This window comes from Pseudomonas tensinigenes, from assembly GCF_014268445.2.
Lineage (GTDB): Bacteria > Pseudomonadota > Gammaproteobacteria > Pseudomonadales > Pseudomonadaceae > Aquipseudomonas > Aquipseudomonas tensinigenes.
The window spans coordinates 279,023-304,556 of sequence record NZ_CP077089.1 but is presented as its reverse complement, the minus strand read 5'-3'; the positions used below and the strand labels follow the sequence as shown (position 1 = coordinate 304,556).

At 59.7% G+C, this 25,534-nt stretch carries 23 protein-coding genes; 14 read left to right on the top strand and 9 right to left on the bottom strand.

The genetic code is table 11. From position 1 onward, the window contains the following. The first annotated feature begins 63 nt into the window (after positions 1-63). Positions 64-984, top strand: a complete 921-nt coding sequence (locus tag HU718_RS01365) for a zinc ABC transporter substrate-binding protein (RefSeq protein WP_127925312.1) — start codon at positions 64-66, stop codon at positions 982-984. Positions 985-1,075: 91 nt separating this feature from the next. Here HU718_RS01365 and HU718_RS01360 read toward each other — a convergent pair whose 3' ends face one another. Further along, positions 1,076-2,029 (bottom strand): homoserine kinase, encoded by a 954-nt coding sequence (locus HU718_RS01360; protein WP_186613143.1) that lies wholly within the window; start codon positions 2,027-2,029, stop codon positions 1,076-1,078. A gap of 61 nt (positions 2,030-2,090) precedes the next feature. Then, entirely contained in the window at positions 2,091-2,387 is a 297-nt protein-coding gene (locus HU718_RS01355) for a DUF2782 domain-containing protein (RefSeq protein ID WP_008081231.1), read from the bottom strand. Between the two features lie 74 nt (positions 2,388-2,461). Here HU718_RS01355 and polA point away from each other — a divergent pair, with 74 nt between their 5' ends. Continuing rightward, positions 2,462-5,266, top strand: coding sequence for a DNA polymerase I (polA, locus tag HU718_RS01350; protein WP_186613145.1), 2,805 nt, complete (start codon positions 2,462-2,464; stop codon positions 5,264-5,266). Positions 5,267-5,675: 409 nt separating this feature from the next. On the opposite strand, the gene yihA is transcribed toward polA, so the two are convergent. Beyond that, positions 5,676-6,317, bottom strand: a complete 642-nt coding sequence (gene yihA, locus HU718_RS01345; protein WP_007911767.1) for a ribosome biogenesis GTP-binding protein YihA/YsxC — start codon at positions 6,315-6,317, stop codon at positions 5,676-5,678. 191 nt (positions 6,318-6,508) lie between these two features. Here yihA and HU718_RS01340 point away from each other — a divergent pair, with 191 nt between their 5' ends. The 7 genes from HU718_RS01340 (at position 6,509) to HU718_RS01310 (ending at position 13,813) form a co-directional block, all read left to right on the top strand. Beyond that, complete coding sequence (locus tag HU718_RS01340; RefSeq protein ID WP_016986444.1) at positions 6,509-6,799, top strand: c-type cytochrome; 291 nt, start codon at positions 6,509-6,511, stop codon at positions 6,797-6,799. A gap of 43 nt (positions 6,800-6,842) precedes the next feature. Further along, positions 6,843-7,454 (top strand): c-type cytochrome, encoded by a 612-nt coding sequence (locus HU718_RS01335; RefSeq protein ID WP_016986443.1) that lies wholly within the window; start codon positions 6,843-6,845, stop codon positions 7,452-7,454. Positions 7,455-7,641: 187 nt separating this feature from the next. Next, entirely contained in the window at positions 7,642-8,283 is a 642-nt protein-coding gene (locus HU718_RS01330; protein ID WP_016986442.1) for a thiol:disulfide interchange protein DsbA/DsbL, read from the top strand. A gap of 14 nt (positions 8,284-8,297) precedes the next feature. Continuing rightward, positions 8,298-9,176: an endonuclease/exonuclease/phosphatase family protein gene (locus tag HU718_RS01325; RefSeq protein ID WP_095119648.1), complete on the top strand. Its 879-nt coding sequence runs from the start codon at positions 8,298-8,300 to the stop codon at positions 9,174-9,176. Beyond that, positions 9,173-11,239 (top strand): GGDEF domain-containing protein, encoded by a 2,067-nt coding sequence (locus HU718_RS01320; RefSeq protein WP_186613146.1) that lies wholly within the window; start codon positions 9,173-9,175, stop codon positions 11,237-11,239. The genes HU718_RS01325 and HU718_RS01320 overlap by 4 nt, the downstream gene beginning before the upstream one ends. Before the next feature lie 101 nt (positions 11,240-11,340). Continuing rightward, on the top strand, positions 11,341-12,123 hold the full coding sequence (locus tag HU718_RS01315) for an N-acetylmuramoyl-L-alanine amidase (protein ID WP_150730894.1): 783 nt from the start codon (positions 11,341-11,343) through the stop codon (positions 12,121-12,123). A 76-nt stretch (positions 12,124-12,199) separates the two neighbouring features. After that, positions 12,200-13,813, top strand: coding sequence for an EAL domain-containing protein (locus tag HU718_RS01310; RefSeq protein WP_150708330.1), 1,614 nt, complete (start codon positions 12,200-12,202; stop codon positions 13,811-13,813). Here the strand turns inward: HU718_RS01310 and HU718_RS01305 are convergent. Continuing rightward, positions 13,810-15,600 (bottom strand): ATP-binding protein, encoded by a 1,791-nt coding sequence (locus HU718_RS01305; RefSeq protein WP_186613148.1) that lies wholly within the window; start codon positions 15,598-15,600, stop codon positions 13,810-13,812. The genes HU718_RS01310 and HU718_RS01305 overlap by 4 nt on opposite strands. Positions 15,601-15,610: 10 nt before the next feature. Beyond that, positions 15,611-16,957: a sigma-54-dependent response regulator transcription factor AlgB gene (gene algB, locus HU718_RS01300; protein WP_025112294.1), complete on the bottom strand. Its 1,347-nt coding sequence runs from the start codon at positions 16,955-16,957 to the stop codon at positions 15,611-15,613. A gap of 427 nt (positions 16,958-17,384) precedes the next feature. Between algB and HU718_RS01295 the strand changes: the two genes are divergently transcribed. The 5 genes from HU718_RS01295 (at position 17,385) to HU718_RS01275 (ending at position 21,869) form a co-directional block, all read left to right on the top strand. Continuing rightward, positions 17,385-17,669, top strand: a complete 285-nt coding sequence (locus HU718_RS01295) for a hypothetical protein (RefSeq protein WP_150708328.1) — start codon at positions 17,385-17,387, stop codon at positions 17,667-17,669. Between the two features lie 73 nt (positions 17,670-17,742). Beyond that, entirely contained in the window at positions 17,743-17,907 is a 165-nt protein-coding gene (locus HU718_RS01290) for a DUF1328 domain-containing protein (RefSeq protein WP_003177151.1), read from the top strand. Positions 17,908-17,909: 2 nt separating this feature from the next. Then, positions 17,910-18,374 (top strand): inhibitor of vertebrate lysozyme family protein, encoded by a 465-nt coding sequence (locus HU718_RS01285; protein ID WP_016986435.1) that lies wholly within the window; start codon positions 17,910-17,912, stop codon positions 18,372-18,374. Between the two features lie 702 nt (positions 18,375-19,076). After that, a complete protein-coding gene (gltP, locus tag HU718_RS01280) occupies positions 19,077-20,408 on the top strand; it encodes a glutamate/aspartate:proton symporter GltP (protein WP_095119655.1) in 1,332 nt (443 codons plus the stop codon). Positions 20,409-20,639: 231 nt separating this feature from the next. Next, positions 20,640-21,869, top strand: coding sequence for a nucleoside recognition domain-containing protein (locus tag HU718_RS01275; protein ID WP_007911793.1), 1,230 nt, complete (start codon positions 20,640-20,642; stop codon positions 21,867-21,869). Between the two features lie 117 nt (positions 21,870-21,986). Here HU718_RS01275 and HU718_RS01270 read toward each other — a convergent pair whose 3' ends face one another. Genes HU718_RS01270 through HU718_RS01255 form a run of 4 tightly spaced genes read right to left on the bottom strand, consistent with a single transcriptional unit; the run spans position 21,987 to position 25,498 of the window. Further along, positions 21,987-22,613, bottom strand: coding sequence for an ABC-type transport auxiliary lipoprotein family protein (locus HU718_RS01270; protein WP_186613150.1), 627 nt, complete (start codon positions 22,611-22,613; stop codon positions 21,987-21,989). Next, on the bottom strand, positions 22,610-23,548 hold the full coding sequence (locus tag HU718_RS01265) for an MlaD family protein (protein WP_186613152.1): 939 nt from the start codon (positions 23,546-23,548) through the stop codon (positions 22,610-22,612). The genes HU718_RS01270 and HU718_RS01265 overlap by 4 nt, the downstream gene beginning before the upstream one ends. Before the next feature lies 1 nt (position 23,549). Continuing rightward, complete coding sequence (locus tag HU718_RS01260) at positions 23,550-24,353, bottom strand: ABC transporter ATP-binding protein (RefSeq protein ID WP_007911797.1); 804 nt, start codon at positions 24,351-24,353, stop codon at positions 23,550-23,552. Next, positions 24,350-25,498, bottom strand: coding sequence for an ABC transporter permease (locus tag HU718_RS01255; RefSeq protein WP_186613154.1), 1,149 nt, complete (start codon positions 25,496-25,498; stop codon positions 24,350-24,352). Before HU718_RS01255 ends, HU718_RS01260 begins: the two co-directional genes overlap by 4 nt. Positions 25,499-25,534: the final 36 nt, after the last annotated feature.

Here is a 25,534-nt window from a genome sequence, read left to right as displayed (position 1 = left end):
CGGCGACGAGTTTTGATAGAGACGTTATTATGTTACCCGTTCTCGCCTCCTTGAGTGGTCATCGTGTCCCGACTTTTTTCTGTTTTTGTGGCTTTTGTCGCCAGTTTTCTGCTGATCGGTTCGGCTCAGGCCGAGGTCAAAGTCCTCACCAGCATCAAACCGTTGCAGCTGATTGCAGCGGCGGTGCAGGACGGCGTGGCGATTCCCGAAGTGCTGCTGCCGCCGGGTGCCTCGCCGCACAATTACGCGTTGCGGCCATCCGACGTACGGAAGGTGCAGTCGGTCGATCTGCTGTACTGGATCGGCCCGGACATGGAAGGCTTTCTGCCACGCGTGCTGAATGGTCGGACGCTGCCGAGCGTCGCGGTGCAGGATTTGCCGGGGATGAAATTGCGGCGTTTTGCTGAGGACAGCCATTCCCACGCCGAAGACGCCGACGAGCATGATCACGATCATCGTCCGGGCACGCTGGATGCGCATTTGTGGCTATCGCCGGTGAATGCGCGGGTGATTGCCGACAAGATGGCCGCTGACTTGAGCACCGCAGATCCGGCTAATGCCGAGCGCTATCAGAAGAACGCCAAGGCGTTTGACGAACGTCTGGACGCACTGGATCAGCGTTTGAAGAAGCGTCTGGCCAGTGTTGAAGGCAAGCCCTACTTCGTCTTCCACGAAGCGTTTGATTACTTTGAAGAGGCTTATGGCCTGAAGCATGCCGGTGTGTTCAGCGTGGCCGCCGAAGTGCAGCCCGGTGCGCAGCATGTTGCGGCGATGCGCAAGCGATTGCAGGAAGTGGGCAAGACTTGTGTGTTCAGTGAGCCGCCATTGCGTCCGCGTCTGGCCGAAACCCTGGTGGCGGGTTTGCCGGTGAAACTGGCTGAACTGGATGCGTTGGGCGGGTACACCCCGGCGACGGCTCAGGGCTATGAGCAGGTATTGGAGAAGCTGGGTAACGATTTGGCCGGGTGCCTGGAATCTCTGTAACCCCCGGCATCGGTGTTGCCCCCATTCGCGAGCAGGCTCGCTCCCACAGGATCACCGAAATCCTGTGGGAGCGAGCCTGCTCGCGAAGCTTTTAAAGGGCGAAAGGCAACGGTGTACTGACCTGCTGCCGCTGCGCCAAGCGCTGCTCAAACTCCCGCGGATCGTGAATCAACACGTCCTGCCCGGCGAACTGCTCCGCCGCGATCAACCGCGACAGCCAGAATCGCACACAGGCCACACGCAGCATGGTCGGCCACAACTCAGCTTCCGCCGCCGTAAACGGGCGCAGCGCCGCATAAGCGCCAAGGAATGCGCGAGCACGCGGCCCATCGATCAAACCGTCCTCGTCCGAACACCAGTCGTTCAAGGCAATCGCCACGTCATACAGCATCGGCCCCGAGCAAGCATTGTAGAAGTCAATCAGCCCGGTCAGGTGCGTGCCTTCGAACATCGCGTTGTCGCGGAACAGGTCGGCGTGGATGTTCGCCCGGGGCAGCGCAAGAATCTTGTCTTTGCGCTCGGTAATCTCGTCCAACGCCTGTTGCAGCAGCGCACGCGGTTCATCGCTCAGGTGCGAAAGAAACTCCGTGCCCTCCTCCAGCATCCAGTCGAGGCCACGGTCGGTCTTGCGCTTGATCATGCGCTCGCCCTGGGTCGCCAGGTGCAAGTGCGCCTGCAACTCGCCGACCTGCGCGCAATGCTGCGCGTTGGCGATCTTGATGTGCTTGCCGGACAGGCGCGGTTGCAACAGTGCCGGTTTGCCTTTCAGCTCACGCAGCGCCACGCCGTCAGTGGTGCGCAACGCGTACGGCACCGGCAGATCGGCTTCGTGCAGGACATCGAGCAGGTCGATGAAGAACGGCATCTCCTGCACCGGGCCGCGCTCGACCAGGGTCAGGACGAATTCGCCCTGCTCCAGGCTGATAAAGAAGTTGGTGTTTTCGCTGCCGGCGGCGATCCCCTGGAAATCAAGCAGACAGCCAAGCCCGTAAGGGGCGAGAAAGGTTTCCAGCTCGGGCCGAGCCAGGGGAGTGAACACAGACATGGTTAAAAACTGCTCAGTTCAGGCGTCGCGGTCAGACGACGCCGATTAAAAGTCGGGAATCTTACTTCCAGGTAAAGATTTCCCACGACGGAATCAGCATATCCGGCTGGTCGGAGCGAATGTAGTTCGCGTCCGTACCATCGGCGCGCACCAGGAAATACGGTTTGCCACCCTTTGGCGTGACCTTGATCGCATAGACGAAGCCACTGCGACTGTATTCCTGGATGACCTTGTCACCTTCCGTGTGCGTGTTGATCGTAACTTCCGGCTCCGAAGCGGGCGCATCATCCGCCGCCATCGCGGCCAACGGTGAGGCAGCAATCAGACCGACCAGCAGCAAGCGATTTAACGTACGCATGATAACCTTGTCCCTTTGTCGTCAACGGTCCCGCTATTCTAGCGCCGGACCCGCCGAAAAGGTTGATCCTGCTCATGAGCCAAGCCCCCCTCGTCCTGGTGGACGGTTCGTCTTACCTGTACCGCGCCTTTCACGCGCTGCCACCACTGACCACTTCCAAAGGCCTGCCGACCGGTGCGGTCAAAGGCGTGCTGAACATGCTCAAGAGTCTGCGCAAGCAGTACCCGGACAGCCCGTTCGCCGTGGTGTTCGACGCCAAGGGCGGGACATTTCGCGATGAGATGTACGCCGAATACAAAGCCAACCGCCCAAGCATGCCCGACGACATGCGCGTGCAGATCGAGCCGCTACACCAGAGCGTGATCGCCCTCGGCTTCCCGCTGCTGTGCGTAGAAGGCGTCGAGGCCGACGACGTGATCGGCACCCTCGCCCGCAGCAGCGCGGCGGCGGATCGTCCGGTGGTGATCTCCACCGGCGACAAGGACATGGCGCAACTGGTCGATGGCCACATTACCTTGGTCAACACCATGTCCGGTAGTTCGATGGACGTGGAAGGCGTGAAGGAGAAATTCGGCGTCGCACCGGAGCAGATCATCGATTATCTGGCGCTGATGGGCGATTCGTCCGACAACATTCCGGGTGTGCCGGGCATTGGCCCGAAGACCGCTTCCGGCTTGCTGGTCGGGGTCAACGGCGGCCTTACCGAGCTGTACGCCAATCTCGACATCGTTCCGACCCTGCCGATTCGCGGCGCGAAAACCCTGCCGGCCAAGCTTGAAGAGCACAAGGAGATGGCGTTCCTCTCCTATCAACTGGCGACCATCAAGGTCGACGTGCCGCTGGACGTCGAACTCGACGACCTGCAGATGGGCGCGGAAGACCCGGCCAAGCTCTACGAGCTGTACTCCCTGCTGGAATTCAAAAGCTGGATCAATGATCTGGATCGCGACGCCAAACGTCTGGAACTGAGCGCAGCCAGCGAACCTGCGCCGGCCGGCGATCTGTTCAGCGCGCCAGATATCGAAACTCCCGCTGCTCCGACCGAAGCCGCGTACGAGACGATCCTCAATCAAGCGCGTTTTGATGTCTGGCTGGAAAAGTTGAACAACGCCAAGCTGTTCGCCTTCGACACTGAAACCACCGGCATCGACGCGCAACAGGCGCAACTGGTCGGCCTGTCGTTCGCCGTGCAGGCCAACGAAGCCGCGTATATCCCGCTGACCCACTCCTACATCGGCGTGCCGGAACAGCTGGATCGCGACACCGTGCTGCGCGCACTCAAGCCGATTCTCGAAGACCCAAGCAAGCTGAAGGTCGGCCAGCACGCCAAGTTCGACATGAACATTTTGGCCAACTGCGCCATCGGCGGCGATCAGAACCAAGGCATCAACGTGCGCGGTATCGCCTTCGACACGATGCTTGAGTCTTACGTACTCAACTCCACCGCCACCCGTCACGACATGGACAGCCTCGCGCAGAAGTACCTGGACCACACCACCGTGAGCTTCCAGGACATCGCCGGCAAAGGCGCCAAGCAGCTGACCTTCGACCAGATCGCGCTGGAACAGGCCGGCCCGTACGCCGCCGAAGATGCCGACATCACCCTGCGCTTGCACCAGACGCTGTTCGAAAAGCTCAGCGCCATCCCGAGTCTGGCCAGCGTTTTGACCGACATCGAGATTCCGCTGGTGCCGGTTCTCGCGCGCATCGAACGCCAGGGCGCGTTCGTCGACGCGGAGCTGCTGGGCATCCAGAGCATCGAACTGGGCAACAAAATGGTCGCACTTGAGCGCGAAGCCTTCGAAATCGCCGGGGAAGAATTCAACCTTGGCTCGCCGAAACAACTGGGCGTGATTCTCTACGAGAAACTCGGCCTGCCAGTATTGAAGAAGACCGCCAAGGGCCAACCGTCCACCGCTGAAGAAGTGTTGGCGAAACTCGCCGAAGACGATCACCGCTTGCCGAAGGTGCTGATGGAGCACCGCTCGATGAGCAAGCTGAAAAGCACTTACACCGATCGCCTGCCGGAGCAGATCAACCCGCGCACCGGGCGTATTCACACTTCGTATCATCAGGCTGTGGCGTCGACCGGGCGCTTGTCCTCTAGCGATCCGAACCTGCAGAACATCCCGGTACGCACCGCTGAAGGTCGACGCATCCGTCAGGCGTTCGTCGCGCCGAAGGGCTATAAACTGCTGGCGGCGGACTATTCGCAGATCGAGCTGCGGATCATGGCGCACCTGTCCAAGGACGAAGGCCTGATGAATGCCTTCCGCAACAACCTGGACGTGCACACCGCCACCGCTGCCGAAGTGTTCAAGGTCGAACTCAACGAAGTGACCTCCGACCAGCGCCGTGGCGCCAAGGCGATCAACTTCGGCCTGATCTACGGCATGGGTGCGCAGAAGCTCGGCAAGGACATCGGTGTCGACACCAAGACCGCCAAGGCTTACATCGACACCTACTTCGCCCGTTATCCAGGCGTTCGCGAGTACATGGAGCGCACCCGCGCGCAGGCGGCGGATCAGGGTTATGTCGAGACGTTCTTCGGTCGTCGTCTGTACCTGCCGGAAATCAACTCGAACAAGCCGCAGGAGCGCGCTGCCGCCGAGCGCACGGCGATCAACGCGCCGATGCAAGGCACGGCCGCGGACATCATCAAGAAAGCCATGGTGGCTGTGGATAACTGGCTGGCGACGTCCGGGCTGGACGCCAAAGTCATCCTGCAGGTACACGATGAACTGGTGCTGGAGGTTCGTGAGGATCTGGTCGAACAGGTCAGTGCCGAGATCCGCGTGCACATGAGCGAAGCGGCGAAACTGGATGTGCCGCTGCTGGTCGAAGTGGGTGTGGGCAACAATTGGGATGAGGCTCACTGAGCCTTTTGAACACGGTTTGCCGCGACTTGTAGTCGCGGCAACGCCGGTAAAATCTGCTTATTTCTAAAAGCGCTTGAGATTATTCCAAAGCTTTTTGAAAAAAATCTGAACTAATCTGAAGGACACCACTCAGAGATACTGAATGGCTGGTGAAGCCCTTCGATGCTCCTATGTTGTGTTAAGTGTTGGCAGATATCTGAACCCCGCCCTAGCGGTTCGGAACTTAAACCCCGGAATTTCTCCCTCCCCAATGAAATCCGGGGCTTTTTTTGCCCAAAAATCGGCTGTGGCACGCTCAGGCTGCGTTGGAAGTGCAGCTCGAAATGCTCATTTAGGCCCCTGAACTCCGCTTTCGAGCTGCACTTCCGCCTTGCCTGCGCGCACCACAGCCAATTTTCCAGATCCCTGATTACTCAGCCGCCTCGGCGCCTTTGTCTGCCAGTTCCATCCAGCCGGCCAGTACAGTGTAGGCCTCTTCCAGGCCCATTCGTTTTGGCGCGGAGAACAGCTGGATGGTGACCAGATCGCCCCAGCCCTTGCGGATTTCCGACTGCACTTTGAGCAGGGTGTTCTTGGCTGCGCCGTAGGTGAGCTTGTCGGCCTTGGTCAGCAGGATGTGCATCGGCATGCCGGCCGCAACAGCCCAGTCGAGCATCAGCAGGTCGAAGTCGGTCATTGGATGACGGATGTCCATCATCAGAATCAAACCCTTCAAACTCTCACGGCCACCGAGGTACGCCTCAAGGTGACGCTGCCAGTGCATCTTCAGCGGGATCGGTACTTTTGCGTAACCGTAGCCCGGCAGGTCGACCAGACGGCGATCTTCGTCTAGCTTGAAGAAGTTCAACAGCTGTGTGCGACCCGGGGTTTTCGAGGTACGCGCCAGGCTGGCGTGAGTCAGGGTGTTCAGTGCGCTGGATTTGCCGGCGTTGGAACGACCGGCAAACGCTACTTCGAAGCCTTCGTCGTCAGGGCATTGATCGACTTTGGCGGCACTGAGCATGAACGTGGACTGTTGGCACAGGCCGAGGATGGGATTCTTGAGTTGCATGGGATTTCCGATGTGGGCGGCGCCGGGATTGGGCGCGGAACGCGGTGTCGCTTCCGTTTCAGTGACGCCAGTATATAATGCCGCAGATTTTGTGTGTGCTTTGTCCCAGCGAAGGATGAAGTTCACGAGAGCGACAGACTTTGATTGCGCATTAGAACGCAGAACGCTCTCAACCCTGAAAAGGTCGTTTTATGACGAAATGGCTGCTGGCTGCCGGAGTCTTGATGCCGCTTTACAGCGCACAGGCTACACAGGATCCGGAAGCCGTGTACAACCGTGTTTGTGGTGCCTGTCATTCCGGCCAACTACCCATGGCGCCCGAAAGAGGCGATCAGGAAGCTTGGACGCCGAGGTTGGCGAAAGGTATGGGGACGCTGGTGCAACACGTGACCCAGGGTTTCAAGGCGATGCCGCCGCGTGGTTTGTGCATGGACTGCAGTGCCGAGGATTACCAAGCCATCATCCTTTGGATGAGCGAGTAAACCCGGTCCATAACTTAACCCTTAGCCGTAGTTGGATTAGCTGATGAACAAATTGATCGTGAGTCTGCTGTTGACCGTGGGAATCTCAGGTTTCGCCCATGCTGCCGGTGATGCCGCAGCGGGCCAGGCAAAAGCCGCCGTTTGCGGAGCCTGCCATGGCCCGGACGGCAACAGCATGGCGCCAAACTTTCCGAAACTGGCCGGTCAAGGTGAACGCTACCTGACCAAGCAACTGCACGACATCAAGTCGGGCAAGCGCACCGTTCTGGAAATGACCGGCCTGCTGACCAACCTGAGCGATCAGGACCTGGCCGACATCGCCGCCTACTTCGCCAGCCAGAAAGGCAGCGTCGGCGCCGCCGATCCGAAGATCGTCGCTCGCGGTGAAGCGCTGTTCCGTGGCGGCAACCTCGCCAAAGGCCTGCCAGCCTGCACCGGCTGTCACTCACCGAACGGCGCCGGCAACGCCGCGGCCGGCTTCCCGCATCTGGGTGGCCAACACGCTCAATACATCGCCAAGCAGCTGACCGATTTCCGCAAGGAAGAAGGCGGTCGCAACAACGACGGCGACACGATGACCATGCAGACCATCGCCAAGCGCCTGAGCGACGAAGACATCGCCGCGGTCTCCAGCTACATTCAAGGTCTGCACTAAGAGCATTTGGCAGCGATAGATCTCGCGCAACGTTAACGCTCGATTAATCCGTCGCAGCAAGTATAAAAAGGGTGGCTTTGGCCGCCCTTTTTTGTGGCCGCTGCCGTTACACTACAGAACTCATGCCCGCCAGGATCTGTCTGAAAACAGGTCGCGCGAGGCGACCAAAATTGTCCAGGAGTAAAGCATGCGTAATCTGATCATCAGCGCCGCCCTCGTCGCTGCCAGCCTGTTCGGTGTGACCGCTCAAGCCGCCGAAGCACCTGCCGCCCCTTACGTGGAACTGGCCAACCCGGTGCCGGTTGCAGAGCCTGGCAAGATCGAAGTGGTCGAGCTGTTCTGGTATGGCTGCCCGCATTGCTACGCGTTTGAGCCGGTGATCAACCCATGGGTTGAAAAACTGCCCAAGGACGTCAACTTCGTGCGTATCCCGGCCATGTTCGGCGGCCCGTGGGACGCTCACGGTCAAATGTTCCTGACCCTGGAAGCGATGGGTGTCGAGCACAAGGTTCACAACGCCGTGTTCAACGCAATCCAGAAAGAACACAAGAAGCTGACCGACAAGAACGACATGGCTGACTTCCTCGCCACCCAAGGCGTGGACAAGGACAAATTCCTCGCCACCTTCGATTCGTTCGCCATCAAAGGCCAGATCGTCAAGGCCCGTGAACTGGCCAAAAAGTATGAAATCACTGGCGTGCCAACCATGATCGTCAACGGCAAATACCGCTTCGACATCGGCTCTGCCGGTGGTGCCGAGCAAGCGCTGCAACTGGCTGACCAACTGGTCGCCAAAGAGCGAGCGGCAACCAAGGCTGCTGCCAACTAAGCGCGGCAACTGCCATGCGCCGCTGGAAGTCGGAGCGCATCGTTGGCCTGCATGATCCGCAGGTCAACGAGCATCACCTGGAGTCCACGGGCCTGCCCGCAGACCAGCGTTTGCGTCTGCTCAGTTTCAATATCCAGGTCGGCATCAGCACCGAGCGTTATCGACATTACCTGACCCGCAGCTGGCAGCATCTGCTGCCGCACACCGGGCGCTCAGGCAATCTGCAAAAGATCGGCGACCTGCTCGGCGACTTCGATCTGGTCGCGCTGCAGGAAGCCGATGGCGGCAGCCTGCGTTCAGGCTATGTCAATCAGGTTGAACACCTGGCCCATCTCGGCGCCTTCCCCTACTGGTACCAACAACTCAATCGCAACCTCGGTCGGCTGGCCCAGCACAGCAATGGTGTGCTCAGTCGCCTGAAACCGTCGGCGATTGAAGATCACCCGCTGCCCGGCCCGAAAGGTCGCGGCGCGATCCTTCTGCGTTTCGGCGAAGGCCCCGAAGCGCTGGTGGTGGTAATGATGCACCTGGCTCTTGGCGCGCGAACCCGCAGCCTGCAGCTGGCCTATATTCGTGAGCTGATCGGTGGCTATAAACACCAAGTGTTGATGGGTGACATGAACACCCACGCCAGCGATCTGCTACAACATTCTCCATTACGCGATCTCGGCCTGCTGGCCCCGCAGGTGGAAGCGACATTCCCCAGCTGGCGTCCTCAGCGTTGCCTTGATCATATTTTGCTCAGCCCGACCCTGACCCTGGAAAAGGTCGAAGTGCTGGCCCAACCGATTTCCGATCACCTGCCGGTCGCGGTAGAGATTCGTCTGCCGGGTTCGCTCACGGCCGATGCATTGCCCGCGTTGAGTCCTGCCCCTCGCGGAACCCCTGAATGAGCGACGACGCCCAGCGCTGGAAAGAGAAGTACCTCAAAAGCATCGAACAACAGGACAAACTCGAACGCCGCTGGGCCGCCAGGCTCGACTTGCTGCGTCGCGGTCTGGTGCGCAGCACACTGGCGGCTGAAGGCACCGATAAAGTCGTTGATCAGTGCATGAAAGAGATGCGCGACGTGGTGCGCACCGACGACATGGACGCTGGCCTGGCCGCCCTGCTGCCGCGCCTGGAAAAAGCCGTGCTCGATTCCGAGCAGCGCCGCGAAACCCGTATCGATCAGGTCAGTACCGCGCTGACGTCGCTGGTCACCCAGTTGCAGGCTTTGCCGTTGCCGCGTGAAGTCGCTCAGCCACTGAAGAAATTCGCCAAACAACTGGATGGCCGCGTCGGTTCGGCGCGGGAAATGCCATTGCTGTTAAGTGAGCTCAGCGGTTTGCAGGGCAAGGCTTTGAGTCAGCTGGAAACGCCAGCCGAACCGGGACGCCCAGGATTGTTGCAGCGTTTGTTTGGTAGCCGTGACAGCGAAGAAGCGCCAGCCCCGAGCGCAGAAGCACCCGCGCCAACTCCGGCACCACGTGATGCGCAAGCGCCTGTCGCATCAGAAGCCGAGCCAGAACCAGCGCCCTTGCAGACTGCCGCTGTTGCAGGCCCGGTCATCACCGCCGCCGTGATCAAACAACTCGAGCCCGCGACTGAGATTCCCCCACCGCTCTCGGAGCCTCAGCCGGAACCTGACGTGGTTGCGTTTCAACCACCCCTCGCCAGCGCAGCAGCGCCCGTTGCCGCTGAAGCAGCGCAGGCCGAACCTGAAGTTGCCATGGCGCCGAGTGTCACGCCGACACCAGTCACGGTCTCCGGCTTCAACCCCGACGAATTGATCCACCCCGGCGACCCGACACCGCTGATCCTCGACAGCCTGCCCCTGCCCGAACCGATTGCTCAGGCACTGGCGGCCATCGACCCGGAGCAACCCGAGCACGACATCCTGTTCGCCCTGCCGGACACTCCAGAGCCGTCCTACAGCTCCGTGGCCAAGCACATCGAAGACACCCTGATCGGGCTGCTCGACGACCTGACCCTGCCCGAACGTCACCGTCCTCAAGCCGAAGCGATGCGTGAACGGCTCAAGCACGGCTTGAACTGGTACGAACTGATCCCGATCCTCGACGATCTCGCCACGTTGATGCTGGCGATCACTGACAGCGGTCAGCATGAATTCGAAGCCTATCTGCAACAGCTCAACGAACGCCTCGAAGCGTTCCAGAGCAACCTGCAAGCGGCCAGTGAAGGTCACGCCGATAACAGCTCGGCAGCGCGAGCGATGGACACGCAAATCCGTGAGCAGGTCGACGGCTTGCAGACCAGCATGCAGGAAGCTGCGGATCTGGATGACCTCAAGCAAGTGCTGGAGAACCATCTCGAAGGCCTGCTCGGCACTATGGACCAGCACCAGAAGCAGCGCGATGCCCGCGAGCAAGAAGTCGCCACGCGGCTGAAAAGCCTGTCCGAACGCGTGGCGCATATGGAGCAGGAAGCCCAGGGTTTCCGCGAACATCTTGAAGTACAAAGACAGAAAGCCTTGATCGATCCGCTCACCGGCCTGCCCAATCGCGCTGCGTGGAGCGAACGCCTCGAGCATGAGATCAAGCAGTGGCAGCAGCACGGCAACACCCTGAGCCTGGCGATGCTCGATCTGGATCACTTCAAACGGATCAACGATAACTACGGCCATCTGGCCGGCGACAAAGTGCTGAAAATCATCGCCACCGTGCTGCGCAAACGCCTGCGCGGCTCGGACTTCATCGCCCGGTTCGGCGGTGAGGAGTTCGTTCTGCTGATGCCGGCGACCCCGCCAGCGCTCGGCGCCAAGCTGCTGGAAACCCTGCGCGCCGCCATCGAAGCCTGCCCGTTCCACTTCAAGGGCGAGCGGGTGACCATCACCATTTCCATGGGGCTGGCGACATTCCGTGCCGGAGAACACAGCGATCTGGTGCTGAAAAGAGCCGATCAGGCGTTGTACCGGGCGAAAAATGCGGGACGCAATCGGGTCGAGCTGGGCTGAGCAATTTGTTCCATTTTGTTTAAATCCGCCCACTGACCGTCGAGACGCAAGGCAGTACGTTACACTGTTGCATTACTGTCTTGCGTGTACTGCCCTCTGCCATGAAATTCTTTGCCCTCCTCGCTTCGCTGCTCGTTCTGGCCGGTTGTGCCAGCGGCCCGCGCTACAACACCAGCCATCCTTCGGCCAATTACGACAGCCGCATTCAGTTTGTGGTCGTGCATTACACGTCGGCCTCGCTGGAGCGCTCGCTGCAATTGCTGACCCACGGCGAAGTCAGCAGCCATTACCTGATCGGCGACGACAAGAGCGGCACCATCTACAAGCTGATGGACGAAAACCAGCGCGCCTGGCACGCCGGCGAGAGCCAATGGCAGGGCCGTACCTGGCTCAATTCCAGCTCGATCGGCATTGAAATCGTCAATCCGGGGTTCAAGGACACGCCGACCGGACGGCTGTGGTATCCGTACAGCGAAGCGCAGATTCATTCGCTGATCGTACTGCTCAAGGACATCAGCAAACGCAACGGCATCAGCCCGCAGCACATCATCGGCCATAGCGACATCGCGCCTCTTCGCAAGCTTGATCCAGGGCCGTTGTTCCCGTGGAAACGCCTCGCCGCCGAGGGTTTGGGCCTGTGGCCAAATGAACAAGCCGTGGCGCGCCAGCAAATGCTCTTCAACAACGGCGAGCTGCCGAGCATCAGTTGGTTCCAGGCGCAATTGGCGCACCTTGGTTACGACACGCCGCAGACCGGCGAGCTGGATGTCGCAACGCGCCATGTCCTCGCGGCCTTCCAGATGCACTTCCGCCCTTCGCGCTTCGATGGCACGCCGGATGCGCAAACGGCAGCGCTGTTGCTGGTACTGAACCAGACAAAATAATGACGCCCGCCCGACGGTCAGGGCGAAATCGCAATCAGCAGCTATAACTCATTGGTAATTCTTCGGATATTCCATAATGGTTGCTACCCGAGAGACGCTGCGTAGCTGGTTTTATCGCCCCTGGTTTTTGGCGATGATCGCGGCTGTCCTCAGTGCCAGCCTGCTGATCGCCGGCGGTATGTTCGTGGCAATGCGTCAGGTCGAGCAAAGCGAAAGTCAGGAAATGAACGCGCAAGGCGAGCGTTTCCTCGCCCGCCTCGAACAATTATTCGGCCAGTTGCGTGAAAGTCTCGACGACCTCGAAGCCCAGCCGCTCCGCAGTTGTGACGATGAAATGATCGCCACCCTGCAGCAAGTCACCTTCAACTATCGCTTTGTCTATGAAGCGGCCTATATGGACGCGTCACGGATCTGCTCCAACCGTCCGCGTCAGGAAGGCGTGTCGGTAGTGCGGGCGCCGGATATCAAAGGGCCGACTTACAGCTATTGGCTGAACACCACCACCGAACCCGATGAAAACCGCGCGGCGCTGATGCTGGGGCGCGGCAATTTCCGCGTAGCCACTTCGCGCGGGCACCTGACCGACATGGTCGATCTGTCGCCCGGCAGCAGCCTTTTGGTAGTACTCGATCACGGCACCCGGGCCATTCCGGTACTCGGCCTGGCGCAAGCCTGGCCACCCACGGAACAATGGCCACCGAAAAGCCGCGATGCCTTGCAAGTCACACAAACCCGGCTGATCTATCGCATGCCCACCGACAACCCGGAATATCAGCTGGTGCTGATCACACCCAGAACCGGTATGCATATTCCTGCCATCTGGTGGTGGATGGTCCCGGCTTGTGTGCTGCTTGGCGCCTTTTCGGGATTCTTCGTTTTCCTGCTGGTGCGCCAGCGTCAGTCGATGGACGCCGAGCTTCACGGCGCGATTCGTCGCGGTGAGTTGCAGGTGCTCTATCAGCCGATCTTCGATCTCGACAGCCGCAACTGCGTGGGCGCCGAAGCCCTGCTGCGCTGGCGCCGCCCGGACGGCACACTGACCAGCCCTGACCTGTTTATCCCCATGGCGGAAAATACCGGGCAAATCCGCCAGATGACCGATTTCGTCCTGCAGCGTCTGCTGGAGCAATTGGGCCAGTTGCTGCGTGCCAATCCGCAGCTGTATATCTCGGTCAACCTCGCAGCCTGCGACGTGATGGTGCCGCGCATCGGTCTGGTCATGGCGCGCTTGCTCACATTGCATCGAGTCGCCGCGCGGCAGATTGCCTTCGAGGTCACCGAACGCGGGTTGATTGATGTGGTGGTGGCGCGGGAAAACCTGCAAGCCTTGCGCGATGTCGGCCATCAAGTGCTGATTGATGACTTCGGCACCGGCTATTGCAGCCTCGCCTACCTGCAGACCTTGCCGGTCGATTGCCTGAAAATCGACAAGGCGTTCATTGATGCACTGGGCCACGACGCGGCGAGCAGCGGCGTCGCCCCGCACATCATTCACATGGCCCAGGCGCTGGATCTGAAAGTGATTGCCGAAGGCATCGAGCTGGAATCACAGGCGCAATTGCTCAGCAGCGAAGGAGTGAAGTTCGGTCAGGGCTGGTTGTTCGCCCATGCGCTGAGCGCGGTGCAATTCATTGAGTTGATCACCCGTGGCCGACGCCTCGCGGGAAGGCGCATGGACGACGAAGCCTAAACGGCGAGCGCCATATAGAACTGCGTGCCCTGCCCCGGCCGCGAATAAACCCCCATACGTCCGCCATGCAGCTGGACGATTTCCTTGCACAGCGCCAGACCAAGCCCGGCACCGCCCTTTTTGCGGCCGACCTGCACGAACGGCTCGAAGATTCGGCCTTGCTGGCCGTAGGCAATGCCTTCGCCATTGTCCTCGACGCTGATGATCACCCGCTCGCCATGTCGACGCGCCTGTAAACGGATCTGACCGTCGCTGGCGGTATGACGCAGCGCGTTGTCGATCAGGTTGTCGAGCACGCGATCGAGCTGCGCCTGATCCGCCTGCAAACGTGGCAGCGGCCCCTGCACTTCGACATTCAGGGCGATGCCCTTGGCCGCCGCCGAATCGGCAAAGCGCAATTGCGCCTGCTCGAGCAAATCTTCGATGGAGCACGGCGCCAGCGTGAGTTTCTGCAGGCCGTTCTGATAACGCGAGAAGTTGAGCAGGTCATTGATCAACTGCATCAGGCGCTGCATTTCCTCGTTCACAGTGTCGAGCAGATCAGCCTCGCGCGACTCCGCTGGAAACTTCGCCCGTTCGCGGAACAAACCGAACGCCATGTGCATGCCGGTGACCGGCGTGCGCAGTTCATGGGAGGCGCGCAAGACGAATTCACTGCGTACCCGTTCGAAGGCGCGCTGCTCGGTGACGTCGTGCAACACCATCACCGCGCCGAGGATATGGCCTTGGGTGTGACTGACCGGGGTCAGGCTATAAGTCAGCAGGCGGGATTCGCCGTCGACCTCGATACTCAAATCCTCCGGCGCCCGCTCGAGGGTGCCGCCACGCAGCACCAGTTGCAGCTGCGCATCCAGCTCTGGGCGCTCCAGCGCCGTGCCCAGCCCCTGACCGAGACGATCATCCTCCCAGCCCAATTGTCGCTGGGCGACCGGATTGAGGTGCTCCAGATGCCCTTGTCGGTCGATCATCAGCAAACCGTCATCGATACTGTCGAGCACCGCCTGCAAGCGTTGCTGACCGGCGAGCAATTCGTCGACATTGGTCGCCTGATGCTCGCGCAGTGCCTCGGCCATCAGGCCGAAGCGTTTGGTCAGCAGATTCATCTCCATCGCCGAAGAAATCGGCAGGGTTACTTCAAAATTGCCTTGGCCGATATTGTCCGCCGCTTTCGCCAGAGCCTCGATCGGCGCGCCAAAACGCCGGGCAATGCCGTGGGCCGTGATGAAACCGATGATCAGCACCGCCAATCCGACAAATCCCAGCAGACCCGCAATCAACAAGGCTCGGTCACGCGCCTCACTCTGTACCGCGTTGATGTTGTCCAGTGCATGCTTGTGCTCGGTGATCAGTCCGTTGCGCAGCGTGTTGAAGCGCTCCCTGAAGTCAGCGCTGCTGCTTATGGAGCCGGCCGGGTCACGCGACAAATCGAATGCTTCCAGAAAGCTCAGATAATCCGCTTTTGCCCGACTGAAGCCATATAGCCGGCCATCGCCCTCTTGTTCTTGGGCGATGCCTTGGTCCAGCAACTCGAAGTAATGCTGCTTCGACGCTTCGAACGCCACGGGATCAGGCTTTTCCGCGAGCATGATGATCAGTTGATCACCCAGCGTCTGCCGCAACTTGAGCCCCAGATCCAAAGTGACGAAGTTGCTGCGCACCAAAGCTTCTTGCGTTCCGGCCATCTGCATCACGCTGACCAGCCCGAGCAACAGCCCGAGCAAGGCCACGGTGATCAGTGCGGAGATACTCAGAAACAACCGGGTCCGCAACTTCATCGCCAGTTTCATCGCCCGGCACTCACAGGTTGTACTGCTTGCGCTTGCGATACAGGGTCGAGGCGTCAATGCCCAGGGTTTTGGCTGCTTGGTCCAGGGTTCCGGCGGTGGCCAGAACTGCACCGATGTGAGCTTTCTCCAGCTCATCCAGACTCAATGCCGCGCCCACTCGTGGCGCGTTGTTGGCCGGTTGCTCGGCCATGCCGAGATGGCTGATCTCCACGCGCTCCTGCGGGCAGATGATGCTCGCCCGCTCGACCACGTTGCGCAGCTCACGAATGTTGCCCGGCCAGCGGTAACCGAGCAGCGCTTCACGGGCCTCGTCGCTGAAGCCGCGCGCCGGACGTGCATATTCCTTGACGAAGCGCGCGAGGAAACGGTCGGCCAGGGTGAGAATGTCCTCGGCACGTTCGCGCAGTGGCGGCAAGTGCAAGGTGATGACGTTCAGTCGATAGAGCAAGTCTTCACGGAAGCGGCCGTCACGGACCATGTCCTCCAGATTGAGGTTGGTCGCCGCCAAAATGCGTACGTCGGCGCGACGGGTGACGGGATCCCCTACCCGTTCGTATTCCTTGTCCTGAATAAAACGCAGCAACTTCGGTTGCAAGGTCAGGGGAAAATCGCCGATCTCGTCGAGAAACAGTGTGCCGCCGTCGGCCTGATTGACTCGACCCAAGGTGCTTTCGCTGGCACCGGTAAACGCACCACGGCTGTGGCCGAACAACTCGCTTTCCATCAATTCTGCGGTCAACGACGGGCAGTTGATGGTCACGCAGGATTTCTTCTCGCGTTTACTCCAGCCGTGAATAGCCCGGGCCAGCTCACCTTTACCAGTGCCGGACTCGCCGAGGATAAGAATGTTGGCGTCAGTGCTGGCAACCTGGCGAGCCGTTTCCAGTACGACCTTCATCGCCGGGCTGTGGGAATCGAGACCGTCCTTCGGTTTGCGTATCTCGCCTTCAAGCGCTTCAAGACGCGCGGACAGTTGGCGCACTTCCAGTTGCTTGGCGGTGGCCAGACGCAGTTGATCCGGGCTGCACGGCTTGACCAGATAGTCGGCAGCGCCTGCCTGGATCGCATCGACGGCAGTATCGACAGCCGAATGCGCGGTAACAATCACCACGCGCATCCACGGCGCCTGAATGCGCATCTGCGCCAACACGTCGAGCCCATTGTCTTCGCCCAGGCGTAAATCAAGGAAGCACAGGTCGAAGACCTGGCGTTGCAACAAGGCGTCAGCCTGAGCCGCGCTGTTGGCTGTGGCAACCGTATAGCCTTCATCTTCGAGGCAATAACGGAAGGTACGCAGGATGGCGGACTCATCGTCCACCAGCAGAATGCGGCCTTGATGCTCAGTGGCAGATTCCATTTTTCCTACGCTCCATAGTGATTGGTCTTATGTTAGTCCCGGAGAAATCGGGCAAGTTGCATGGTTGATTCTGAACGATGCCAGCCATAGGAGGGTAGCTCTCTCCTGCCTTTACAGCCAAGTTATTGGTTTTGTTGATTTTTTAAACAATCACCGATTTGCAGGGCATTCCCTGCGTACTTTTCTGACATCTGCGCCCTGCTCTCAATTCCATAAGATTGAAATCTCCTACGAAAAAATCGTGCATTGCGCACGATCCCAGATGACCCATCGTGCAGGATGCGTCGCGGACTTTTTTCATCTTGCTTACAAGTCATTGATTTTATTGAATATTTTTCAAATAAAAAACTGGCATGCAGGCTGCAATACCTCACTCATCCCGGGCAGATCAGAACTGCCCCAACCGAATAAGAGTGAGGAACCCAGGATGACTCGCCAACGTGCCGCCCAAGTGCGTATCTCGCCACTGCACATCCAGCAAGGTCTGTTCGGCGTACTTGCGCTGTTGATCACCCTGATTGCCTGCCAGCAGTACCTGAGCTGGGAAAACAGTCAGCGCTCAGAGCCGTTGATCTCGGTGCAGCATGCGACACAAGTGCACTTCAGCGCCGTCAGCAGCAGCCATACCGAAAGCACCTCGATGCGCATGATGGACGTCGATCAAGTGCAACCACAGGATCAGATGCCACGTGAAGAGCGCTGGGTTTTCTAATTGATTGAACAGATTCAGACGCAACGCGTCGGAACACGTAACACCCCCAAATAGAGAAGTAAGGAGAATCACCATGTTGAGCTGGGCAATTACATTCTTGATCATTGCCATCATCGCTGCAGTACTGGGCTTCGGTGGTATCGCGGGCACCGCCACGGGTATCGCCAAGATTCTCTTTGTCGTGTTCCTGGTGATGTTCATCGCTTCCTTCTTCTTTGGCCGTCGCGGCCGAGGTTAACGATGAGTGCGTTAAAGACACTGGCAGCCGCCCTGCTTCTGGGCGGCAGTGCCATGGCGATGGCGGCCAATGACGGCCAGACGCGGGTCAACGAACTCCTGAGTTCCGACCCGCAATATCGCGAAACCTGGGAAGGCGTGGTGAAGAAGGAAGAACGCCTGCCGGAATGGGTGATGAACCTGTCCGGCACGCCTGACCAGCAGATGAATGCCGTGACTGAAGATGGCGATCAATATCTGGTCGGACCGCTCTGCGAATCAGCGGACAAATGCCTCAACCACCGCTTGATCGTCGCCTTCAGTTTCGACAAGAAAGATGCTTACGCCATGCTCGTCGATGTGCCCGAAGGATTGCCGGCCGACAAGTCGCCAACGCGACATGCCACCTACCGCTTCCTCGGCAAACCCGACCAGGGCATGCAGGATCTTTTGATGGAAACCCTGAAGAAAGATCCGAAGTGGTACTGATTTGAACATGAAGGCAGCAGCCCTGCTGCCTTCCATTGCGCCCACCTGAGGAAGGCAGGCGCATGACCAAGGGGCCGGGACGTTCTGACTGTTACAGGGTCGGAGTGACCTACGGGTACAGGGAGTGCCTGCGCAAGGGCCGGGTCAGGGTAAAAGCTGCGCCGCAGGTTCGCCGACCCACAGTGGTTCGACGGACTTGCGCTGAGCTTTCAATCAGATAAAACCTTGATCCAGAGCGTCCAGCTCGTTCCTTTTATCGCTGACACTGCGCGCGAAAACATTACGCGGTGTTTCCTGGCGACCGTATATCGACAAAAAAACCGTTTAAACAGTAGGACTTCTAGTCTTCCAACGTAGGCTTTTTCCTAAGTTTTTAGTCGATTTTTCTTGTTCAAAAAACAACCAACCTTCGCTGTGATGACCGGTTCACGGCACTTCTGCCGGCCGAAATGTCACAATCGAACCGGTTGGGACGCCAGTTTCATTAAAAAAAGCTCATGCCGATTCGGCATAGGGTAGGCGTTTACGGCATTAGACGGCGCAACCTTGCATCGGAATAGTTGCGCCTTTTTTCGCCTGCCGAAGAGCCGTAAATACGCGCTTCGGGGCACCTTATACGGAGGCAGATGCACAGACTTTTCCGCTAAAGAGCGTTCCAGTTCCTGCATGTGCCTGAGTCAAACGCAAGTAAGGGTAAAGATAATGAAGAAGGCAAAAATTAGCCTCGCCTGGCAGATCCTCATCGGTCTGGTTTTGGGTATTGCAATTGGTGCGTTGCTCAACCACTTCAGTGCCGAAAAGGCCTGGTGGATCAGCAACGTCCTGCAACCGGCAGGCGATATCTTTATCCGTCTGATCAAGATGATCGTGATTCCGATCGTCATCTCTTCCCTGATCGTCGGCATCGCCGGCGTGGGCGACGCCAAAAAGCTCGGGCGTATCGGCCTGAAGACGATCATCTATTTCGAAATCGTCACCACCATCGCCATCGTCGTCGGTCTGGTATTGGCCAACCTGTTCCATCCAGGTACCGGCATCGACATGAGCACCTTGGGTACGGTGGACATTTCCAAGTACCAGGCGACTGCCGCCGAAGTACAGCATGAACACGCGTTCATCGAGACCATCCTCAACCTGATCCCGTCGAACATCTTCGCGGCCATGGCCCGCGGCGAAATGCTGCCGATCATCTTCTTCTCCGTGCTGTTCGGTCTCGGCCTGTCGAGCCTGCAGTCGGACCTGCGCGAGCCGCTGGTGAAGATGTTCCAGGGCGTCTCGGAAAGCATGTTCAAAGTCACCCACATGATCATGAACTACGCGCCGATCGGCGTATTCGCGCTGATCGCGGTGACCGTCGCCAACTTCGGCTTCGCCTCGCTGTTGCCGCTGGCGAAACTGGTGATCCTGGTTTACGTCGCCATCGCCTTCTTCGCCTTCGTGGTGCTGGGCCTTATCGCCAAGCTGTTCGGCTTCTCGGTGATCAAGCTGATGCGCATCTTCAAGGATGAGCTGGTACTGGCCTACTCCACCGCTTCTTCGGAAACCGTGCTGCCGCGCGTGATCGAGAAGATGGAAGCCTACGGCGCACCGAAAGCCATCTGCAGCTTCGTGGTCCCGACCGGTTACTCGTTCAACCTCGACGGTTCGACCCTGTACCAGTCGATCGCCGCGATCTTCATTGCTCAGCTGTACGGCATCGATCTGTCGATCAGCCAACAACTGCTGCTGGTCCTGACTCTGATGGTCACCTCCAAAGGCATCGCCGGCGTACCGGGCGTGTCCTTCGTGGTGCTGCTGGCGACTCTGGGCAGCGTGGGTATTCCGCTGGAAGGTCTGGCGTTCATCGCCGGTGTCGACCGCATCATGGACATGGCGCGTACCGCTCTGAACGTGATTGGTAATGCTTTGGCGGTACTGGTTATCGCGCGTTGGGAAGGCATGTACGACGACGCCAAGGGCCAGCGCTACTGGAACTCCCTGCCGCACTGGCGCAGCAAGGAAAAACTGCCAGCGGGCGAGATTTCCAAGAACTGATTGCTGAACCCTGTGGAGATTGGCTTTTCTGTGGGAGCGAGCCTGCTCGCGAAGGCGGAGTGTCATTAAGCATTGAAGTGACTGGCAGGACGCTTTCGCGAGCAGGCTCGCTCCCACAGGGGATGTGAGCCAAGCCACAAATAAGGCACACACAAACCCCGGAGAAATCCGGGGTTTGTCGTTTCTGGCGACCCCGTTATCATTCGCCGCATTCTTCGGGGGATTTGACTGATGCTTAATGGCCTGTGGCTTGGCTTCTTCATCGTGGCAGCCGTATCGGCGCTGGCGCAGTGGCTGATCGGCGGCAACGCCGGGATCTTTGCGGCGATGGTGGAAAGCATTTTCGCCATGGCCAAGCTCTCGGTCGAGGTCATGGTGCTGCTGTTCGGCACCCTCACCCTGTGGCTGGGCTTCTTGCGCATCGCCGAGAAGGCCGGGATCGTCGAATGGCTGGCCAAGGTGCTCGGCCCGCTGTTCCTGCGGCTGATGCCGGAAGTCCCGGCCGGTCACCCTGCCCTTGGCCTGATCACTTTGAACTTCGCCGCCAACGGCCTCGGTCTGGACAACGCCGCCACGCCGATCGGCCTGAAAGCCATGAAGGCGCTGCAGGAGCTCAATCCCAGCGCCACCATCGCCAGTAACGCGCAAATCCTCTTCCTGGTGCTCAACGCCTCCTCCCTGACCCTGCTGCCCGTGACGATCTTCATGTACCGCGCTCAGCAAGGCGCGCCGGATCCAACGCTGGTGTTCCTGCCGATTCTGTTGGCGACCAGTTGCTCGACAATTGTCGGCTTCCTCTCGGTGGCGTTCATGCAGCGTTTGCGGATCTGGGATCCGGTGGTGTTGGCTTATCTGATTCCCGGCGCGCTGATTCTCGGTGGCTTCATGGCGCTGCTCGGCACGCTTTCGGCGACGGCTTTGGCGGGATTGTCGTCGATCCTCGGCAATCTCACGCTGTTCGGGTTGATCATGCTGTTTTTGCTGATCGGCGCTTTGAAGAAGGTGAAGGTTTACGAGGCGTTTGTCGAAGGCGCCAAAGAAGGCTTCGACGTGGCGAAGAATCTGCTGCCGTATCTAGTGGCAATGCTTTGTGCGGTTGGCGTACTGCGTGCATCCGGGGCGCTGGACTTCGGGCTGGACGGCATTCGTCATCTGGTCGAGTGGGCCGGTTGGGACACGCGGTTTGTCGATGCGTTGCCGACGGCGATGGTCAAACCGTTCTCCGGCAGTGCGGCGCGGGCGATGCTCATCGAAACGATGAAGACCTCAGGCGTCGACAGCTTCCCGGCGCTGGTCGCGGCGACGATTCAGGGCAGTACCGAGACCACGTTCTACGTACTGGCGGTGTATTTCGGCGCGGTGGGGATCCAGCGGGCGCGGCATGCAGTGGGGTGTGCGTTGCTGGCGGAGTTTGCCGGTGTCGTGGGTGCGATCTTCGTCTGCTACTGGTTCTTCGGCTGAACAAATATCCAATGTGGGAGCGAGCCTGCTCGCGAAAGCGGTGTGTCATTCACGTTGATGTGTCTGACACGACGCCTTCGCGAGCAGGCTCGCTCCCACAGGGATTGGTGTTGGGGCTTAAGGTCTTTGGGGGGCCAGCTTTTGGCCTTGGTCGACGGCCCACGCGATGACTTTCGCGGTCAGTCGATCACTGGCCTGACCAAACCCGGCGACCACCGCCGGCACCTGAACATCGCTCAATGGCTGACGCTCTTCAAAGCGGCGACTGGCCAGGATGCGCTGGTCATAACCGCGCACCAGCAACGCATCAACGCGCAACACGACGCTGGCCTGTGAGCCTTGGTATTCGGTCTGAAACGCCTGCAAATTCCCGCCCAATTCCAGATCCGCAGCAAAGTTGCTGTCATCGGTACTGAGCAACGTCACCCGGCCATCGCGCTGAAACCCGTCGAGCAAACGATTACGCACCAGCACCGGCGCCGGATCGCTCCAGCGTGAACCCTTGTAGCTGCTGATCACGTCGCCCTGCGGAATCACCGCAATCGTCGGCCGGTTCAACGCTTCACTGGCCTGCAACTTGTTCAACCGCAGCGACCAGGACTGAGTCGCCGGTGAAATGGTCGAGGCGGGCACCTGGGCAGTCGGCAGGCGATAGACATCCGACGGCTCGGACTTGGGCAGAATCGAGCAGGCGCTGATCAAGGAAAAACCGGCAGCGAAGAGGGCAAGTCGAGTCAGCTTCATGGCGTGAATTCCTTGTTCTTGTCACGGCCCAGCAAATAGCCGCTCGGGTTGGCCTCAAGGCGTTGCGAGATCGCGCGCAACGAAGTCAGCGTCTCGCGCAGTTCGCGGATCGCCGGCGCCAGGCCATTCAGGCCCTGCATGCCGTTGTCGAGGGGGTTTTCGTTTTTGCTGAGTAAGGTGCTGATGGTGGTCGTGCTTTGTTCCAGCGACTTCATCGCTTGCTCGGCGCTGCCCAGTGCCTGTTTGCCCTGATCGTTGATCAAGCCGTTGGCGTTGCGCATCAGCAGCGACGTCTGTTCGAGCATGCTGCCGGCCTGTTTGCCGACGGTTGCCAGTTGCTGCATGGCCTGTTTGATGTCGCCGCGTTGATCGTTGATCGTCCCGGTGGTTTGCTCCAGATGGGCGAGGGTTTTGCTCACGCGCTCGACGTTCTCGGCAGAGAACATCTGATTGGCGTTCTGCAGCAGCGCAGTGATGCCGGTCATCAAATCGTTGGAGTCATTGAGCAAGCGCGAAATAGGCGAGGGCGAGGCGACAATGGTCGGCAGATTACCGTCATGCCCACGCAGTTTCGGGCTCTCGGGCGTGCCGCCGCTGAGCTGGATAATCGAAGTGCCGGTGATCCCAGCCAGTGCCAGTTTGGCCTGGGTGTCTTCCTTGACCGGTGTATCACCGGCCAGACGAATCCGCGCCAGCACCCGCCGCGGATCCTTTGGATCAAGGCGCAGATTGATCACATCGCCGACCTTGATCCCGCTGTATTGCACCGGGCTGCCCTTGGACAGGCCGCTGACCGCCTCGCTGAAGACAATCTCGTAATCCTTGAACTCGGTGTCAACGCTGGACTTGGCCAGGAACAGACCGAAGAGCAGGGCGCCTGCCACCACGATCACGGTGAACAGGCCGATCAACACATGATGCGCTCGGGTTTCCATGTCAGACCTCGTTGAGCAATTTGGCGGCGTCCAGCGCCGAGCGGCCGCGCGGGCCGTGGAAGTATTCGTGAATCCATGCGTCGTCGGTTTCCGAGACGACGTCGATAGGTCCTGCGACCAAGACCTTTTTCTGCGCCAGCACCGCCACGCGGTCGGTAATGGTGTAGAGCGTGTCGAGGTCGTGGGTCACCAGAAACACGCTGAGGCCCAGCGCATCGCGCAGGGTCAGGATCAATTGATCGAATTGCGCCGCGCCAATCGGATCGAGGCCGGCGGTGGGTTCGTCGAGAAACAGAATGTCCGGATCCAGCGCCAAGGCTCGGGCCAGCGCGGCGCGCTTGATCATGCCGCCGGACAGCGACGCCGGGTATTTGTCTGCCGCCGACAGCGGCAGACCGGCCAGCGCCAGCTTCACCGCCGCCAGGTGCTCGGCGTCGTTGCGGCTGAGGCCAGCGTGTTCGATAAGGGGCAGGGCGACGTTCTCGGTGACGGTCAGCGAGGAGAACAACGCGCCTTTCTGAAACAGCACGCCAAAACGTCGCTCGACCAGCGAACGCTCATGCTCGGACAGGCTCGGCAGGTTCTTGCCGAACACTTTGACCATGCCTTCGCTGGGCCGGCGTAATCCGACAATGCTGCGCAGCAACACCGATTTGCCGCTGCCGGAGCCGCCGACCACGGCGAGGATTTCGCCTTTGTACAAATCCAGATCGAGGTTCTCGTGCACGCTCTGGCTGCCGAAGCGATTGCACAAGCCACGGACTTCGATCACCGCCTCCGAGGGCGCGCGGGGTAGACGACTCACCAGCCCATCTCCATGAAGAACAGTGCGGCCACCGCGTCGAGCACGATCACCACGAAAATCGATTGGACCACGGCAGAGGTGGTGTGGGCGCCGACCGATTCGGCACTGCCGCTGACCTTGAAGCCTTCCAGGCAACCAATCGCGGCAATGATGAAGGCGAAGATCGGTGCCTTCACCAAGCCGACCAGAAAGTGCTGAACGCCGATGTCCGACTGCAGGAGCGTCAGGAACATCGCCGGTGAGATATCCAGCGACACTGCGCAGACCACGCCGCCGCCGATAATCCCGCAGAGCATCGCCAGGAAGGTCAGCATCGGCAACGCCACCAGCATCGCCAGCACGCGCGGCACCACCAGCAGCTCCATCGGGTCGAGGCCGAGGGTGCGGATCGCATCGATTTCTTCGTTGGCCTTCATCGAGCCGATCTGTGCGGTGAAGGCACTGGCGGTGCGCCCGGCCATCAGGATCGCCGTGAGCAGCACGCCGAATTCGCGCAGAAACGAGAAGCCCACCAGGTCCACGGTAAAAATCGTCGCGCCGAAACTGGCCAGCACCGTCGCGCCGAGAAACGCCACCACCGCGCCGACCAGAAAGGTCAGCAGCGCCACGATCGGCGCGGCGTCGAGACCAGTCTGTTCGATGTGCGCAATCATTGGGGTGATGCGCCAGCGCTTGGGCCGGAACAGGCTGCGCGCGATGGTTTCCATGATCAGGCCGACAAAACCGAGCAGTTGCAGGGTGTCTTGCCAAACGGTGTCGACGGCGCGACCAATGCGCGTCAGCAGCTGCACGCTGACGCTGATTTCCGCTTCCTTGATCGGCACGCAGAAATCAGTCATCGAGCAGTAAACGGTTTGCAGCAGCGCGCGGTCGGCGGAGGTCAGGGTGCAATCGGGGTGTTCGGCAGATTTGCCGAGGCGCTCGGAGCCGAGCAGCTCGACCAGCAACGAAGCGCCTGCGGTGTCGAGGGCGCCGAGACTGTTGAGGTCGATCGGGGTATTGGCGTCGTACTGGCCGTGGAGTTTTTCGCTCAGTTGCTTGAGCTCGGCGTAATGGGCAAGCGTCCAGTCCCCCGTGACCCGCAAGCGGGCAGGGGTTATCGACGTGTCCAGTTGGGCGTTACCGCTGATCGAGCTGCTGGTCATAAGCTCCGTGCTTGTTCGGCCTTTATGCGAACTAAC